A 15461-nucleotide genomic window follows, 5' to 3' on the forward strand; every position below is an offset into this window, starting at 1 on the left:
TTATCGTGTTAATATAAAGGCAAATGAATTTTAATATACAATTTGTACCACTAGGGGTGCTTTATAGGTAAAAGTTGATTTTTTACCCACAAAAGCTGAGATTAAAGTATGACTTTAAGACCCTTAGAACCTGATCTGGTTTATACCAGCGTAGGGAAGTGGGGTCTGGAACTATACATTTCTGTATTATTTCTTGTACAACCACTTTCTTTACGTTTAAGAAAGTGGTTTTTTGTTTGCAAAAAAAGGGGTGATAAGTGTTTTTTTCTGTATCGTTCAATGAAAAAATACAATTTGGAGGTAATGGACATGAAGTTTTCAGAGGAAATCCGTAAGGAAGTTGATCACATTTGGGAAGCTAGTTTTAATCATCCGTTTGTAGCAGGAATAGGAGATGGCACATTGCCATTGGAGTGTTTCCGTTTTTATGTCATGCAAGATGCCTATTATTTATCTCATTTTGCTAGAGTTCAAGCCTTAGGGGCAGTCAAAGCTACAGATTTACATACAACAAGCAGGCTTGCCGGCCATGCACAAGGAACATATGAAGCGGAGTTGAAGCTTCATGAGAATTTTTCCGAGAGATTAGGCATCACAAAAGAAGAACGGGAAGATTTCAAGCCTGCCCCGACTGCCTATGCTTATACTTCCCATATGTATCGTGCGGCTTATTCGGGACATTTAGGAGATGTTATTGCAGCTATCTTGCCGTGCTACTGGCTGTATTATGAGATAGGTGAAAAGCTGCAAGGGTGCATGCCCGAAGAGCCGATTTATCAAGAATGGATAGCGGCTTACGGAGGAGAGTGGTTCCGCACTTTGGTGGAAGAACAAATTGCGAGGCTGGATGAGATTGCTGAAAAAGTAACTGAAGAAGATAAGGCGAGAATGAAAGAGCATTTTATTCTCAGCAGCCAATATGAATACTCATTTTGGGAAATGGCTTATCGTTTAGAGACATGGCCCGTTCATAAGGAAACATTAGAAGTATAAAAGGAGAATGAAACAATGAAAAAAGGATTGAAATTAACGGATATATTAGTCACGATCGTGATTGCGGTAGCATTTGGAATCGTTTATATCCTTTGGGGTTCGATTTATTATTCCGTTAAACCATTAGGATTACATCTGGATCAACTTATTTATGGAATGTGGTTTATAGCTGGCCCTGTCGCCTTTTTCATTTTACGGAAACCGGGTGTGGCACTTTTGGCGGAGATAGCTGCAGCTTCAGGGGAATTCTTTCTAGGTTCCCCATGGGGGCTGACTGTACTGTTATATGGGGTGGTCCAAGGTTTGTTCGCGGAACTGGTGTTCATGGGGTTCAAATATAAAAAATTCAATATGCCGGTGGCCGTTTTAGCTGCGATGGCTTCCTGCCTGGCATCAGTTATCATGGATTTTGCATACGGGGAAATAGGTGCGCTTTCTACTTGGAATCTATCGTTATTCATGATAGCGAGGTTTGTGGGTTCCATATTCTTTGCAGGTGTGACCGCTTATTATCTAGTTAAAGTCCTGGAAGCAACAGGGGTAACTAATCTTGTGCGTCCGGTTTCCAATAAAGATTATGCAGAACTTGATTAAAAGAAGAGGTTGAGGGCCATGGAACCAATCGTTTCTGTTGAAAAGTTAAGAATGAAATTTCCCGGTGATGAATCTTTGATATTCAAGGACCTATCACTATCATTTGATCAGGGAGAAAAAGTGTTATTGTTGGGACCATCTGGATGTGGTAAGTCCACTCTGTTGCAAGTGTTAAGCGGATTGATTCCGAATTCCATCGAAGTCCCGATGAAAGCGGAGAAATTGAAATGCCCTTCTTCATGGGGGTATGTTTTTCAAGACCCTGATAGCCAGTTTTGCATGCCATTTGCCGATGAGGAAATTGCCTTTGTCCTAGAGAATCTTTCCGTCCCTAAAGAAGAAATGAAAGAGAAGATTCAAAATCATTTCCGTAAAGTAGGATTGAACCTGGACCATACAAGTATTGACACATTATCAGGCGGGATGAAACAGCGTCTGGCAATTGCTTCAGTATTGGCCCTTGAACCAGAAGTTATATTTTTAGATGAACCGACCGCCATGCTTGATCCAGAAGGAACGAAAGAAATCTGGGACTTGTTGAAGGAAGTCGGAAAAGACAAAACGGTTATTATCGTCGAACATAAAATTGACCATGTTTTAGAATTCATCGAACGAATCGTGCTTTTAAACGATGACGGTCAAATCATAGCTGATGGTCCAAGAGACACCATTCTTTCCCTATATAAAAATGAAATGAGAGAACATGGAATTTGGTTCCCTGGTGTTTGGGATGAATATATACAGAGTAATGCACCCACTAGGGAATACCATTTTACAGATGGTTTACCCCTTCTGGATGTGCAAGGATTTAGCGGTTTTCGGAATAAAGAGGAAAAACTCAAGGTTGAAGAGCTGAAGGTGCATTCAGGAGAATGGATTGTGATCAGGGGAGAAAATGGCGCGGGCAAGAGTACACTTTTGCATGCATTGATGCAATTCATAAAAACGAAAGGTACGTATGAATTATTGGGGAACCCCATTAAAATGGTGAAAAATCCAACAGATCATATGACGTTTGTCTTTCAAAATCCTGAGTTTCAGTTCGTTGCAAATACTGTATATGAAGAGATTGCTTATTCATTGCGTATTGATAAAAGGCGGCAACAAGAAATAGATGAGAGAGTCCGCTCATTGCTTAAAGTTTTCCGTCTTGAGGCACATCGGGATAAACATCCATTTCAATTATCAATGGGGCAAAAGCGTCGCTTAAGCGTAGCAGCCTCAATCGTAATAGACAAAAAAATCATTCTCCTGGATGAGCCGACCTTTGGTCAAGATTCGAAAAATACCTTTGCATTACTGGAATGGTTTGAGGAATATCGAAGACGTGGAATAACAGTGATCATGGTAACTCATGACGATCATATTTCAAAAAACTTTGCAACCAGGATCTGGACGGTTAAGGACGGAAACGTAATAAGTGATGAAAACATCGCGCAAGCCGGATTTGTTGAGACCAAAGTTAAAAGGAGTGTCATGTAGATGAATGTTTCAAACGCGGAAACATGGCTCCATGGAATTAATCCAAGCCTTAAACTTGGTGTGCTGATTGTGTTATGCATCGTGGCGTTATTCATTCACGACCTGAATTATATGATGAATATCACCATTGGCGTTTTACTTTTATTTTTGTTTTTTACCGGGCATTCGATAAAACGCATCCTGCTTTTGTCGATTCCCTTTTGTTTCATTTTTATATCCACCTCGTCTGCCATGATATTATTCGGGCAAGGTGAAAAGCTTTGGTTTGAGTGGGGACTCATATCGATTACGGAAGAAAGTTTCATGAGGGGATTACTCGTAGGCTTTCGAGCTTTGTTCTTTGCGGTCCTTGGTTTAACTTTTTCCTTAACGACGAGACCAGTGAACTTGTTTTATTCGTTAATGCAGCAAGTTAGGCTTAAACCGAAATATGCCTATAGTTTCATGGCGGCATTAAGGCTGATTCCCATCATGATGGAGGAGTTCCAAACGATACGGAACGCGATGAAGGTACGCGGTTTCGAAAGGGGAAAAGGAATAAAATCGGTATATTTTAAAATGAAAGCCTACTCCATCCCGTTGTTATCCGGAAGCATCAGACGTGCACACCGAATCGCGGTTGCGATGGAGGCAAAGCGATTTACAGACAGTCGGGATCGAACATACTATTATGAATTCGGGTTTTCAATAAAGGACCATGGTTTCATTCTGTATTTTATCATCCTGCTGTTGGCCGGCTTTTATCTATCGATTCAATTCCCGTTAGTATCCATTTGATTTTATGAGATTGTAACTTTACTAGTTGGGGGTTCTAGTATGAATGCACATGAATTGCATATTATTTCCACTGGGAAACAGCCAATTGAAAAGTTTGTGGAAATCGCTTCAAACATTCAGGAACATGTCGATTTCTTTTATCTAAGGGAAAAGCATAGGAGTGCATCGGAACTCTATCAAGCAGTGAGGCTATTACATGATAATAAGATTCCGCTTTCTAAGATCATCATTAATGACCGGGTGGATGTAGCCTGGGTACACAAAGTATTTGGTGTGCAATTGGCTTTTCATAGTTTAGATGCAGAAGTCGTAAAAGGAGCTTTTCCAGGGATGAATGTTGGCTGTTCGATCCATTCCATGGATGAAGCGAAAGCTGCATTCAGCAAAGGGGCCGATTACGCAATTTATGGACATGTTTTTGAAACGGCTTCAAAAATGGGCCTTCCTCCCAGGGGAGTTGAGGAGCTTCATGCAATCTCAAGAAATGCCAATCTTCCGATAATTGCGATAGGAGGAATAACACCTTTCAATTGCCAAGTCGTGCTGGATGCGGGGGCACGCGGAATTGCGGTCATGTCAGGTGTGCTTGAAGCTGAAAATCCGATTGAAGCCGTTAAAGAATATGCGAAGTCTTTGGGAAAGGAGACATAAGATGAATTCCATATATGATGCAATCATTGTAGGGGGAGGAGTAATTGGTGGGTCCATTGCATTTCAATTAGCCAAGCGAGGTAAAAAGGTGCTTTTATTGGAAAAAGACAGACTTGCCAGTAAAGCATCCAGTGCTGCAGCCGGGATGTTAGGGGCACAAGCCGAGTTAGATGCTGATAATCCCCTTTTTACATTGGCAAGCCGAAGCAGGGGGATGTTTCCTGCACTGGCGGAAGAATTAAAAGACATAAGTGGAATAGACATCGAATTAGTGAACAAGGGCATGTTTAAGGTGGCGCTATCGAGTGATCAAGTAGCGGAGTTAAAGAACATGATCAGAGTCCAGCAAGATGCGGGGCTTGAGGCTGAATGGCTATCGACCGCCGAAATAAGGAAAACGGAACCGCTTTTATCGGATGAGATAAAAGGAGCCATGTTCATTCCGAATGATGGACAAGTTTCAGCCACGAGGCTATCGCTCGCTTTTACTGAATCTGCAGCTGCACTTGGTGTGGATATAAAGGAATTTGTTCATGTCTCCGATTTGGTTACGGAAAACGGATGTGTAACGGGAGTTGTCACGGACATAGGTGGATTTTCAAGTGAAAATGTCATCGTGGCAGGTGGCGCTTGGAGTGCTTTCCTTCTAGTAAAATCAGGGATCAGGCTCGACAGTTATCCAGTAAAGGGAGAGTGCTTTTCCGTCCTGACCGATCGTCCATTGCTTGAAAAGACAATCTTCACACATGGCTGCTATCTTGTGCCCAAAGTTGGCGGAAGAATCATTGTCGGGGCAACGGTTAAAGCGAACACTTTCGATCAAAAGGTAAGTCTTGAGGGGATTTCTACGTTAATAGAAAGAGCAACGCAATTGCTTCCGGCGATTAAAGGTACCGAATTGGAAAAGACATGGGCAGGTATACGCCCCCAAACTGGGGACGGCTTGCCGTACTTTGGTGAACATCCGGCATGCAAAGGACTTTTCATTGCAACGGGGCACTATAGGAATGGCATCTTGCTTTCTCCGATTACAGGTGTACTTATAGCGGATATTTTGGAAAGGAAGGCAAATCCCGAATGGTCCCCTTTTCGATTGGACCGTTCGATACAGCCCCTTTTTTCTTGATGGAGGTGGATGAATTGGAATTGATTATTAACGGGGAAAAAATACGGATTCCTGCTGAAGAATCAACAGTTACAGGGCTTTTACAACACTTTAATCTACATCAAAAAGTAGTGATCGTTGAATTGAATGATGAAATATTAGCAAAAGAAAGTCTAAGTGAAACACTTTTGTCAAATGGTGACAAGGTAGAGATTGTACATTTTGTAGGAGGCGGATGATATGTTAAAGATTGGTTCTTATGAATTTTCCTCAAGATTATTATTAGGTACTGGAAAATATCCAAATTTCGATATTCAAAAACAATCAGTGGAGGTTTCGGAGACGGAAATATTAACATTCGCGGTCCGGAGAATGAACATTTTTGAAGCCAGTCAGCCCAATTTTTTGGAAAAGCTTGATTTGAAGAAATACACACTCCTTCCCAATACGGCAGGAGCTAAAACAGCCAAAGAAGCAGTGCGCATAGCCCAGCTTGCAAAAGCATCTGGCTTATGTGACATGATTAAGGTTGAAGTCATTGGCTGTCAAAAAACACTGCTGCCTGACCCGATTGAAACATTGAAAGCTGCTGAAGAATTAGTGAAGCTGGGATTCACCGTATTACCTTATACTTCGGATGATGTCTTGCTCGCTAAACGCCTGGAAGAAGTGGGGTGCCATGCAATCATGCCCGGAGCTTCACCAATTGGCTCTGGTCAAGGCATTATAAACCCACTGAACTTACGGTTCATCATGGAACAATCAGAGGTGCCGGTAATTGTTGATGCAGGGATCGGAACACCCTCTGATGCAGCAATCGCCATGGAATTAGGGGCGGATGGTGTATTACTTAACACTGCTGTTTCCGGAGCAAAAGACCCAGTCAAAATGGCGAGGGCAATGAAACTTGCCATTGAGGCAGGGCGATTGGGGTATGAAGCAGGAAGAATCGAAAAAAATGATTACGCGATTGCAAGCAGCCCGGTTGAAGGATTGAGCATTGGATGAATGAGCGTTATTCACGTCAAGAACTATTTGGTCCTATTGGGGAAGAAGGGCAAATGAAAATTCGCGAAAAACACGTTTTGGTGATTGGAGCGGGTGCTCTCGGTACGGGAACTGCGGAAGGCCTTGTACGAGCCGGAATTGGGAAACTCACCATTGTTGACAGGGATTATGTAGAGTGGAGCAACCTTCAAAGACAACAGCTTTATTGTGAAGATGATGCACAAAAAAGAATACCGAAAGCAGTGGCAGCAAAGAATCGCCTGAATGCGCTAAATTCAGATGTAATCGTAAAATCACTTGTGGCGGATGTTTCGGTTGATGAATTGGCGAAGCTTGTTGAAGGCGTGGATTTGATATTGGATGCCACTGATAATTTCGATACAAGGATGCTTATTAACGATACTGCACAAAAATATAAAATTCCCTGGATTTACGGTGCCTGTGTAGGGAGTTATGGGATAAGTTACACGGTAATCCCAGAGACGACACCATGTTTGAATTGTTTGCTGGAAACGGTCCCGATTGGAGGACTGACTTGTGATACGGCGGGAATCATCAGCCCTGCCGTTCAAACGGTCGTTGCCCATCAAATGGCGGAAGCTTTAAAAATCCTTGTCGAAGATCATGAATCGCTGAGAAACAAAATCGTTTCATTTGATCTTTGGAAAAATGAACATTCATCCATAAATGTAGCAAAATTAAAAAAGGATACTTGTTTGTCATGTGGGGCAAATCGAACGTATCCCCACCTCTCTTATTCAAATCGAACAAAGACCGCCGTTTTATGCGGAAGGGATTCTGTCCAAATCCGGCCGGCAGTGAAGGTTGAAAGAGACTTAGCGGAACTCGAAAATAATCTTATCGCACAAGGTGGTAAGATCGACAGGAATCCGTATTTACTTTCATTTACCATTGGAACCCATCGGTTGGTCGTTTTTAAAGACGGGCGGGCGTTGATTCATGGAACAAAAGATATTGCAGAAGCAAAAACGTTATATCATCGTTATTTTGGCTGAAATGGCACCGACTTGCAATTCACGTTTATACCCGTGAAAGAGTGCCAAAAAAAGATGCCCTTATAATAGGAAGGTATCGAACATTTTCCCAATGTGACTTATTTGCTTCAGAAATATAAAACGAAAGCGGTGTCTGCCTTTTTGGGGCGGCACCGCTTTGTTATGGAACGATTATATAAGCAGCTTACATATCATGACTGCTATTATGCTTCTGACGGGAGTGCTGCCTGTTTTTCACCTTATGAGAACCGCTTAACGGTGCTGGTTGACCTGGGTTATTTCCTTTAGGAGCATTTTTTCGCATATCTTTACCATCGTTTTTGTTCATGTTCGATCCCTCCTATCTCTTAAGATAATCAGTCCGTGAAATTTTATTCACATACATATATTTGCAAACCTCGTACATGCTATTGATGGACACTATATTTAAGGAGCTGATTCCAAATGCAGGATAAACAAGATAAGCGAAGGACTTTCCAGGAAGCCCAACAAAGTTATCAACAAGTATTTGATGTTTACTCATCCATTGAGAAAAGCGCACCGAATTACGGAACGGAATTGAAACATGTGAAGCAGGAAGTGAACGAGGCCTATCAACAAATACAATCTGCTTTAGTCACCGCTTCCGAACATCAGAAAGAACAATTGAAAAAATTCGAACAGGATATCCAGGCAATCGTCAATGAGGTCAATTCTGAGGACTATTGAGTGACAGGTTCTTTCGTCATGAGTCCATGCGCATTAGTCGTGAGTTTTGCGCGTTTTACTTGTGCGTTTCCTGATTTTAGAAAGGAATAGGCTTTTTGAAAAATGCAGGACATCTGCCATTTCAAAAAGCCTATCCTATTTAAAGCCTAGAAATGAGGGGAATCATTGGTTTTTCTTTCTTTTTTTATTGTTCTGCCTTTGCATTTCCGATAATGGCGGTTCATTTCCCAGTTCATCATTGTATCCAGCCCCATTACCTTGCGCTTTTGCTGCATTCATACCTGGTATAACATGATTTGCTTTTTGTTTTGTCATTTCGACACCTCCACCCATAGAATGCGATAATGTCGAATGATTATGTATGAAGTATCAATATGTTTTGCTGGAATAATTTATCAGGCCGAAAATAGGGGTATTTTCAAGAAAATGCATATCAGCAAGGCTTCTTAAATGCACTTTAATATGTGGGGGATTTTTTTCTATAAGAGAAACTTATCAAAAACAATAACTTTCTTGTTATTTACTTATACTCATTTCTATATTAGTATTAAGTTGAAGGAAGAGTTAGGGTGGGAGAAGAGAGAGAAAATTCGACAAACTAACTTTTTTACTTATATTTATAGTAAACATGGTTTCAGTGAACCAGGTTTTACTTTCATGTGCAGAATACGTTCTGACAGTTTAATAGGGGGTAATATTCATGACGAAAAATGACGTATACCAAGCGCGTAAGTCCTTTGAAATTGATGGGCAACGCTACAACTACTACAGCCTAGACGCTATTGAAAAAGCAGGGGATGGCCAAGTATCACGCCTTCCATATTCCATTAAAGTATTACTTGAAGCGGTACTTCGCCAAGTAGACGGAAGAGTAATCACAAAAGAACACGTTGCGAACCTTGCTAAATGGGGAACAAGCGAGCAACAAGATATAGATGTTCCGTTCAAGCCTTCACGTGTAATCCTACAAGATTTCACTGGTGTTCCAGTTGTTGTTGATTTAGCTTCTTTACGTAATGCTTTCGCAGCACTTGGTGGAGATCCTGACAAAATCAACCCGGAAATCCCGGTTGACCTTGTAATTGACCACTCTGTACAAGTTGATAAAGCGGGTACAATGGATTCCCTAGATGCCAATATGGATCTTGAATTCGAACGTAATGCAGAGCGTTACCAATTCCTAAGCTGGGCTCAAAAATCTTTCAACAACTATCGTGCAGTTCCACCGGCAACTGGTATCGTTCACCAAGTTAACCTAGAGTACCTTGCGAACGTGGTTCATGCTGTTGAAACTCCAAACGGTGACTTCGAAGTATTCCCTGATTCTGTTTTCGGTACAGATTCACATACTACAATGATCAACGGTATTGGTGTTCTTGGTTGGGGTGTCGGCGGTATCGAAGCAGAAGCAGGCATGCTTGGACAGCCTTCTTACTTCCCAGTTCCAAAAGTCGTTGGTGTTAAACTGACTGGCCAACTTCCTAAAGGTACAACAGCTACTGACCTTGCATTGAAAGTAACACAAGTTCTTCGTGCACACGGCGTAGTTGGTAAATTCGTTGAGTTCTACGGCCCAGGAGTAGGATACCTTCCACTTGCTGACCGTGCAACAATCGCTAACATGGCTCCTGAATACGGTGCTACAGTTGGTTTCTTCCCTGTTGATGCAGAAGCGATCGATTACATGCGCTTAACTGGCCGTGATGAAAAACAAATTAAAGTGGTTGAATCATACTGCAAAGAAAATGGTTTGTTCTACTCTCCTGAAAACGAAGATCCAGCATACAATGATGTTGTGGAAATCGACCTTTCAGCAATTGAACCAAACCTTTCAGGCCCTAAACGCCCGCAAGATTTGATTCCACTTTCTCAAATGAAAAAATCTTTCCATGACGCAATCAATGCACCTATGGGCAACCAAGGTTTTGGCATGGACAATTCTGAATTGGATAAAGAAGTAACTGTTAAATTTGCCGATGGCAAAGAAACGGTAATGAAAACAGGTGCGATTGCAATTGCTGCAATCACAAGCTGTACGAACACTTCTAACCCGTACGTAATGCTTGGAGCAGGTCTTATTGCTAAAAAAGCAGTTGAAAAAGGCTTGACTGTTCCGGATTATGTAAAAACATCATTGGCACCAGGTTCTAAAGTTGTTACTGGTTACCTTCGTGATGCAGGTCTTCAACCATACCTTGATCAATTAGGATTCAACGTAGTTGGTTACGGCTGTACAACATGTATCGGTAACTCAGGTCCATTGGCTGACGAAATCGAAGCAGCTGTTGCTGAGGCAGATCTTCTGGTAACTTCAGTACTTTCTGGTAACCGTAACTTTGAAGGCCGTATTCATCCACTAGTTAAAGCGAACTATCTTGCTTCTCCAACTTTGGTTGTTGCATATGCACTTGCTGGTACTGTGGACTTCGATCTTAACAATGATTCACTTGGTAAAGATAAAGATGGTAACGATGTATATCTTGCTGATATCTGGCCATCACAAGAAGAAGTTAACGCTGCTGTTAAAGCAACAGTTACACCGGAATTATTCCGTAAAGAATACGAAACAGTATTCAACGATAACAAACGTTGGAATGAAATCCAAACAAGCAACGAAGCGATTTATGCTTTCGATTCTAAATCAACATACATTCAAAATCCTCCATTCTTTGAAGGATTATCACCAGAACCGGGTTCAGTTAACCCACTTTCCGGCTTGCGTGTAGTTGGTAAATTCGGTGACTCAGTTACAACTGACCACATTTCTCCTGCAGGTGCAATCGGTAAAGATACACCAGCTGGTATCTATCTTCGTGAAAACGGTGTGAAACCGCGTGACTTTAACTCTTACGGTTCTCGTCGTGGTAACCATGAAGCGATGATGCGCGGAACATTCGCAAACATCCGTATCCGTAACCAAGTTGCTCCAGGTACAGAAGGTGGATACACAACTTACTGGCCAACAGGCGATGTAATGGCTATCTATGATGCTTGTATGAAATACAAAGCTGATGGAACAGGTCTTGCAGTAATCGCTGGTAAAGACTATGGTATGGGAAGCTCTCGTGACTGGGCTGCGAAAGGTACTAACCTTCTTGGCATCAAAACAGTCATCGCTGAAAGCTTTGAACGTATTCACCGTTCTAACCTTGCATTAATGGGTGTTCTTCCACTTCAATTCAAAGAAGGCGAAAACGCTGAAACGCTTGGATTGACTGGTAAAGAAGCGATCGCAGTTAAAATCGACGAAACGGTTAAACCGCGTGATATCGTAAAAGTTACAGCTACTGATGAAGCTGGAAACGTAAAAGAATTTGATGTGCTTGTTCGTTTCGATTCCGAAATCGAAATCGATTACTACCGTCACGGTGGTATCCTTCAAATGGTATTACGTAATAAATTAAAAGGCTGATTTCAGCTTTTGGGAAGCGGTAAACCTATAATAGGTTTACCGCTTTTTTTGTGTCAAGTTTATGAAACAATGAGATATCATGATATGATTTATAGGAATTGCACTTTTCCGCATACCCTTTTATTGTTAAGATGGAATAGGGAAGTTGTTCTAATTCTGGAAATGGACTAATATTTTTATTGTAATGGGACTAGGAGGACGAGTATGCTTAAAAAAATTATTGCTTCGGTGGCCTTACTATCACTTATTACTGTAGCGATCGTGCAGGCGATGGATAATGAATCGAAGGGAAATGACGAAAAAGATGCTTTGGGCGGATTGAAAATTGGAGCTAAAGCACCGAATTTCTCTTTGAAAACTTTGGATGGTAAACAAGTTGAATTATCGGATTATGAGGGTAAAAAGGTAATGCTGAATTTTTGGGCAACGTGGTGCCCGCCTTGCAAGAAGGAAATGCCGGATATGGAGAAATACACACAACAAGCGGGTGATGATGTCGTCGTACTTGCAGTCAATATTGACCCTGAAAATGATGTACAAGCATTTGTGAAGGATAATGGAATTACATTTACCATACCGCTGGACAGTCAAAGTGCAAAAAATCCAGTGAATGAGCGCTACAAAATTCTTAGCATACCGACAACTTATTTCATCGACAAAAAAGGCATTATCAGGAATAAGGTAATTTCAGCCATGACATTAAAAGATATGGAACGAAATATAAATAGTATGCAGTAGGGTAATCTCATGAAGTTTGAAGTGGTTTGCGACACACTTCTGCCGAAAACCCGGCATGTTACTAGGCGACAGACGATTTCTGAAAAAAAGGAACGTTTTTTATTACAAGACGGAACCTTATGAGGTTCCGTTTTTATTGTATGTTAACAAAGTTGTCAAATTTTAATGGAAAAATCAAAAAAATTAAAAAATTATGGTTAAAGTTTATGAAAAAAGGGTTAAAGTATAGAGAGCGGAGAAATGGAATTTTTATCAGGATAAAAATCTGATAATTATGACAATTAAAGGGATGGAAACCATATAGTCATAATTTTACGTTAATTTGGCAATGCTGAATTGTATATTAAAAATAAGTAGGTGAAAAGCATGAAAAAAAGAAAAAGGACATTTGAAGAATTAATTAAAGAAAATAAAAGGGAATTATTGATGGACGTTAAACAAATGGAAAGACTTGAAGAACGTCTTGAAAAAAAACATATGCAAAAGGCTGAATAGTCTTTGCTTAAAAAGAGTCAGTGCCATGAAGGTTCCTTCAAGGTGCTGGCTCTTTTTTCATAACTATTTCAAAAAATGGCATTCATGAATTTCCTCTTTTATATCCATGATAAGAGAAGGAGGCGATAGAATGGGTAATCCAAAAAAAGATTCCAAACACTTTAGACCGAGCCATCAAGGAACACAGCCAATAGCAGCGGGTGGGAACAATGGTAAGAAAATGCAGGACAAATCCGGCAAACATGCTCAGGTCATTCAAACTAAGGGCGAGTAATCAAGGGACAAGCTAATAAAGTAATCGTAATAATATTATGTAAATAATAAAACATGAGGTGAAAATAATGGGCACAAATAAGCACAATCCGGATAATCGTTTGGATAATGTTGAAAAAATTCAAGATGCAATAGAAAATACGGAAGAGAACATAACCGCTGCAAATGAAACGTTATCATTCTCTTCAGGGGAAGAAAAACAGGCAATTCAGGCTAAAAATGAACGAAGAAGAAAGAGCATTGATGGAATGAAGGAAGAAATGCAAGATGAGCAAGAAGCACGGGAAAGCGGTTATAGTAACGATAATATTTAAACAAAAAGGGGAGAAAGAGATGAGAAATCTTTCTCCCCTTTCATTTTAGTTTCAACGCAAGTCTATAAAGACAGCTTAAATGAAATTTGCACAATTGTTATGGTAAAATGTTTATTGCAAGAGAAATGAAAGTGGGGAAACAAAATGTTCATAGCTCAAAACGAAATTGAAGTGCGGTATGCAGAGACAGATCAAATGGGTGTCGTTTACCATGCGAATTATTTAATATGGATGGAACTAGGCAGGACAAAATTGATAAATGATTTAGGGTTTTATTATGCTGATATGGAAGCGGATGGCATCCTCTCACCTGTTATGGATATTCAGGCTTCTTATAAAATCCCTGTTAGATATGGTGATAAGGTAAAAATTAAAACCTGGATTGAAAAATATGATGGTTTACGCGTCGTTTATGGGTATGAGATCGTTAATGGGAAAAATGAAGTGGCGGCTACAGGTCATTCTTCCCACGTTTGCGTTAAAAAGGAGAGCTTCCGCCCGATATCCATTAAACGCATGTATCCTGAATGGCATGAGGCCTATGAGAAAAATAAAAAGCAGGATGAATTGGTTTAATTACAATTATTGAGGTGATCAAAAATGGCTTTTGGGATTAAACGGGTAGACGTGGTAGCCTGGAAGCAGAAAATCGATCAAGGCCAAATAGCTTTTTTAACTCATTATTGGCTGGATGACCGATTTCCCGGTTGCAAGACGGTAACAAAAGTCGGATGCAAGGATTTAAGGCGCTTATCGGAGTGGGGTAAGCAATACGGGCTAAAAAAAGAGTGGATTCATCACAGGAAGGATGGCTATTCTCATTTTGATCTTTTAGGGGATAAACAAGCGGAAATTCTTAGGGCGGAAGATATTGAAGAGCGCCTGCTCGATTGAACAAGAAAAAACAGCAGTTTACACCGCTGCTTTATTGTCAAGCACTCTTTTCATATTGAAATTCTGGTTCAGTCAGTTTTTCATTAAAAGTAATAAGTAAATCGTGGCCATCAAAGTACCATAAATCTTTTTCTTCTACATAAAAATTAATCTCGTTCATAGTCGTTGCGGCCGCTGCATTTTCCGGTTCTTCTTGCATGATACCTAATGAAAAGCCGCTTTGGACGGTACTATGCCCGCCATATCTTACATAAAAACGCAAATGAGAGCCTTCTTGAAGCCCTAGCTCATCAATATACCACTTAGCTGCTTGATCGGAAATGGTCAGTTTCATACTCATTCTCCTTCCTAGAGGTTGGTTATTTAAGTATAAAGTAATTATGCGGTAGATGCTAATAATGTGCGTTTAAGAAAGGAAACAACCATGAATATTATATACAATATTTGTTTCATAACTCGAAAAAGATCCAACGAAGTCGAAGTGTTGATGCTATTTCGCCAAAAGGATCCCAATCGGCATAAATGGAATGGCATAGGCGGGAAAATAGAAAAAGGTGAAACCATCGATGAATCGATGGAACGCGAAATTCTTGAAGAAACTGGTTTGAAAGTAAAGGGGATGAGCTTTCGAGGGATCGTGACATGGAATGAAACAGGTGGAATGTATGTTTACAGAGCTGAAGATGCAGGGGGAGGGCTATCTGCCTGTGATGAAGGGGAACTTGCCTGGAAGCCATTTCAATGGGTTATGGAGGCAAGTGATGTAGTGTCCAACATAAAGTATTACCTGAAAGATATATTACAGGATGAACCACCACAAGAATTTGCATGCACCTATGAAAATGAACATTTAATATCAGTCAAAAAGAAGCCTCTGCCTGATATGGCAAAAGAATTGACTTACAATTGAAAACCGCCTTTTTGATTCCTGAGCCATCTAACAAAGTGGCAGGGGAATATTCGGACTATTGATATATTTATGAGTTATACAAGACTCTGAA

The 15461-nt window shown here is 40.6% G+C and carries 21 protein-coding genes and 1 riboswitch; of the genes, 18 read left to right on the top strand and 3 right to left on the bottom strand.

Features of this window, described 5'->3' with window-relative positions:
- Positions 1 to 42: 42 nt before the first annotated feature.
- A riboswitch (TPP riboswitch) is annotated at positions 43 to 174 on the top strand.
- Positions 175 to 309: 135 nt separating this feature from the next.
- The 9 genes from tenA to MKX49_RS09575 are packed head-to-tail and all read left to right on the top strand — an operon-like array spanning position 310 to position 7626.
- Positions 310 to 993, top strand: a complete 684-nt coding sequence (gene tenA / locus MKX49_RS09535; RefSeq protein ID WP_063593338.1) for a thiaminase II — start codon at positions 310 to 312, stop codon at positions 991 to 993.
- A gap of 15 nt (positions 994 to 1008) precedes the next feature.
- The gene (locus tag MKX49_RS09540; RefSeq protein WP_034312445.1) at positions 1009 to 1587 is read left to right on the top strand and encodes an ECF transporter S component; all 579 of its coding nucleotides are present in this window, start codon (positions 1009 to 1011) and stop codon (positions 1585 to 1587) included.
- An 18-nt stretch (positions 1588 to 1605) separates the two neighbouring features.
- Positions 1606 to 3069, top strand: a complete 1464-nt coding sequence (locus tag MKX49_RS09545) for an ABC transporter ATP-binding protein (protein WP_340876237.1) — start codon at positions 1606 to 1608, stop codon at positions 3067 to 3069.
- A complete protein-coding gene (locus MKX49_RS09550; protein ID WP_048678639.1) occupies positions 3070 to 3846 on the top strand; it encodes an energy-coupling factor transporter transmembrane component T family protein in 777 nt (258 codons plus the stop codon).
- Positions 3847 to 3885: 39 nt separating this feature from the next.
- The gene (tenI, locus tag MKX49_RS09555) at positions 3886 to 4497 is read left to right on the top strand and encodes a thiazole tautomerase TenI (RefSeq protein ID WP_323598011.1); all 612 of its coding nucleotides are present in this window, start codon (positions 3886 to 3888) and stop codon (positions 4495 to 4497) included.
- A 1-nt stretch (position 4498) separates the two neighbouring features.
- Positions 4499 to 5623: a glycine oxidase ThiO gene (gene thiO / locus MKX49_RS09560; protein WP_340876240.1), complete on the top strand. Its 1125-nt coding sequence runs from the start codon at positions 4499 to 4501 to the stop codon at positions 5621 to 5623.
- Between the two features lie 14 nt (positions 5624 to 5637).
- Positions 5638 to 5841, top strand: a complete 204-nt coding sequence (gene thiS / locus MKX49_RS09565) for a sulfur carrier protein ThiS (protein ID WP_034312438.1) — start codon at positions 5638 to 5640, stop codon at positions 5839 to 5841.
- A 1-nt stretch (position 5842) separates the two neighbouring features.
- Complete coding sequence (locus MKX49_RS09570) at positions 5843 to 6610, top strand: thiazole synthase (RefSeq protein WP_048678633.1); 768 nt, start codon at positions 5843 to 5845, stop codon at positions 6608 to 6610.
- A complete protein-coding gene (locus MKX49_RS09575; RefSeq protein WP_340876242.1) occupies positions 6607 to 7626 on the top strand; it encodes a thiazole biosynthesis adenylyltransferase ThiF in 1020 nt (339 codons plus the stop codon). Before MKX49_RS09570 ends, MKX49_RS09575 begins: the two co-directional genes overlap by 4 nt.
- 184 nt (positions 7627 to 7810) lie before the next feature.
- Here MKX49_RS09575 and MKX49_RS09580 read toward each other — a convergent pair whose 3' ends face one another.
- Positions 7811 to 7954 (bottom strand): small acid-soluble spore protein P, encoded by a 144-nt coding sequence (locus MKX49_RS09580; protein ID WP_063576391.1) that lies wholly within the window; start codon positions 7952 to 7954, stop codon positions 7811 to 7813.
- A gap of 116 nt (positions 7955 to 8070) precedes the next feature.
- Here MKX49_RS09580 and MKX49_RS09585 point away from each other — a divergent pair, with 116 nt between their 5' ends.
- On the top strand, positions 8071 to 8334 hold the full coding sequence (locus tag MKX49_RS09585; RefSeq protein ID WP_048678629.1) for a hypothetical protein: 264 nt from the start codon (positions 8071 to 8073) through the stop codon (positions 8332 to 8334).
- Positions 8335 to 8496: 162 nt separating this feature from the next.
- Here MKX49_RS09585 and sspO read toward each other — a convergent pair whose 3' ends face one another.
- Positions 8497 to 8649 (bottom strand): small acid-soluble spore protein O, encoded by a 153-nt coding sequence (gene sspO, locus MKX49_RS09590; RefSeq protein WP_034312428.1) that lies wholly within the window; start codon positions 8647 to 8649, stop codon positions 8497 to 8499.
- Positions 8650 to 9034: 385 nt separating this feature from the next.
- Between sspO and acnA the strand changes: the two genes are divergently transcribed.
- The 7 genes from acnA to MKX49_RS09625 all read left to right on the top strand — a co-directional run bounded on the left by acnA (position 9035) and on the right by MKX49_RS09625 (position 14460).
- Entirely contained in the window at positions 9035 to 11746 is a 2712-nt protein-coding gene (gene acnA, locus MKX49_RS09595) for an aconitate hydratase AcnA (protein ID WP_048678624.1), read from the top strand.
- Positions 11747 to 11950: 204 nt separating this feature from the next.
- Positions 11951 to 12484 (top strand): redoxin domain-containing protein, encoded by a 534-nt coding sequence (locus MKX49_RS09600; protein ID WP_048678622.1) that lies wholly within the window; start codon positions 11951 to 11953, stop codon positions 12482 to 12484.
- Positions 12485 to 12850: 366 nt separating this feature from the next.
- Positions 12851 to 12979: an FbpB family small basic protein gene (locus tag MKX49_RS09605; protein WP_072272906.1), complete on the top strand. Its 129-nt coding sequence runs from the start codon at positions 12851 to 12853 to the stop codon at positions 12977 to 12979.
- Positions 12980 to 13109: 130 nt separating this feature from the next.
- Entirely contained in the window at positions 13110 to 13253 is a 144-nt protein-coding gene (locus MKX49_RS09610) for an acid-soluble spore protein N (protein ID WP_048678620.1), read from the top strand.
- Between the two features lie 67 nt (positions 13254 to 13320).
- Positions 13321 to 13566: a small acid-soluble spore protein Tlp gene (gene tlp, locus MKX49_RS09615; RefSeq protein WP_048678618.1), complete on the top strand. Its 246-nt coding sequence runs from the start codon at positions 13321 to 13323 to the stop codon at positions 13564 to 13566.
- 144 nt (positions 13567 to 13710) lie between these two features.
- Positions 13711 to 14142, top strand: coding sequence for an acyl-CoA thioesterase (locus MKX49_RS09620; protein ID WP_340876243.1), 432 nt, complete (start codon positions 13711 to 13713; stop codon positions 14140 to 14142).
- A 24-nt stretch (positions 14143 to 14166) separates the two neighbouring features.
- The gene (locus MKX49_RS09625; protein WP_054396157.1) at positions 14167 to 14460 is read left to right on the top strand and encodes a hypothetical protein; all 294 of its coding nucleotides are present in this window, start codon (positions 14167 to 14169) and stop codon (positions 14458 to 14460) included.
- 37 nt (positions 14461 to 14497) lie between these two features.
- On the opposite strand, the gene MKX49_RS09630 is transcribed toward MKX49_RS09625, so the two are convergent.
- Positions 14498 to 14794: a HesB/YadR/YfhF family protein gene (locus MKX49_RS09630; RefSeq protein WP_034312410.1), complete on the bottom strand. Its 297-nt coding sequence runs from the start codon at positions 14792 to 14794 to the stop codon at positions 14498 to 14500.
- A gap of 90 nt (positions 14795 to 14884) precedes the next feature.
- Between MKX49_RS09630 and MKX49_RS09635 the strand changes: the two genes are divergently transcribed.
- Positions 14885 to 15370 carry an NUDIX hydrolase gene (locus tag MKX49_RS09635; RefSeq protein ID WP_048678614.1) on the top strand — a complete coding sequence of 162 codons (486 nt, stop codon included), beginning with the start codon at positions 14885 to 14887 and terminating at the stop codon, positions 15368 to 15370.
- The last annotated feature ends 91 nt before the right edge of the window (positions 15371 to 15461 follow it).

The organism is Peribacillus sp. FSL M8-0224 (genome assembly GCF_038003055.1).
Taxonomy (GTDB): Bacteria; Bacillota; Bacilli; order Bacillales; family DSM-1321; genus Peribacillus; species Peribacillus frigoritolerans.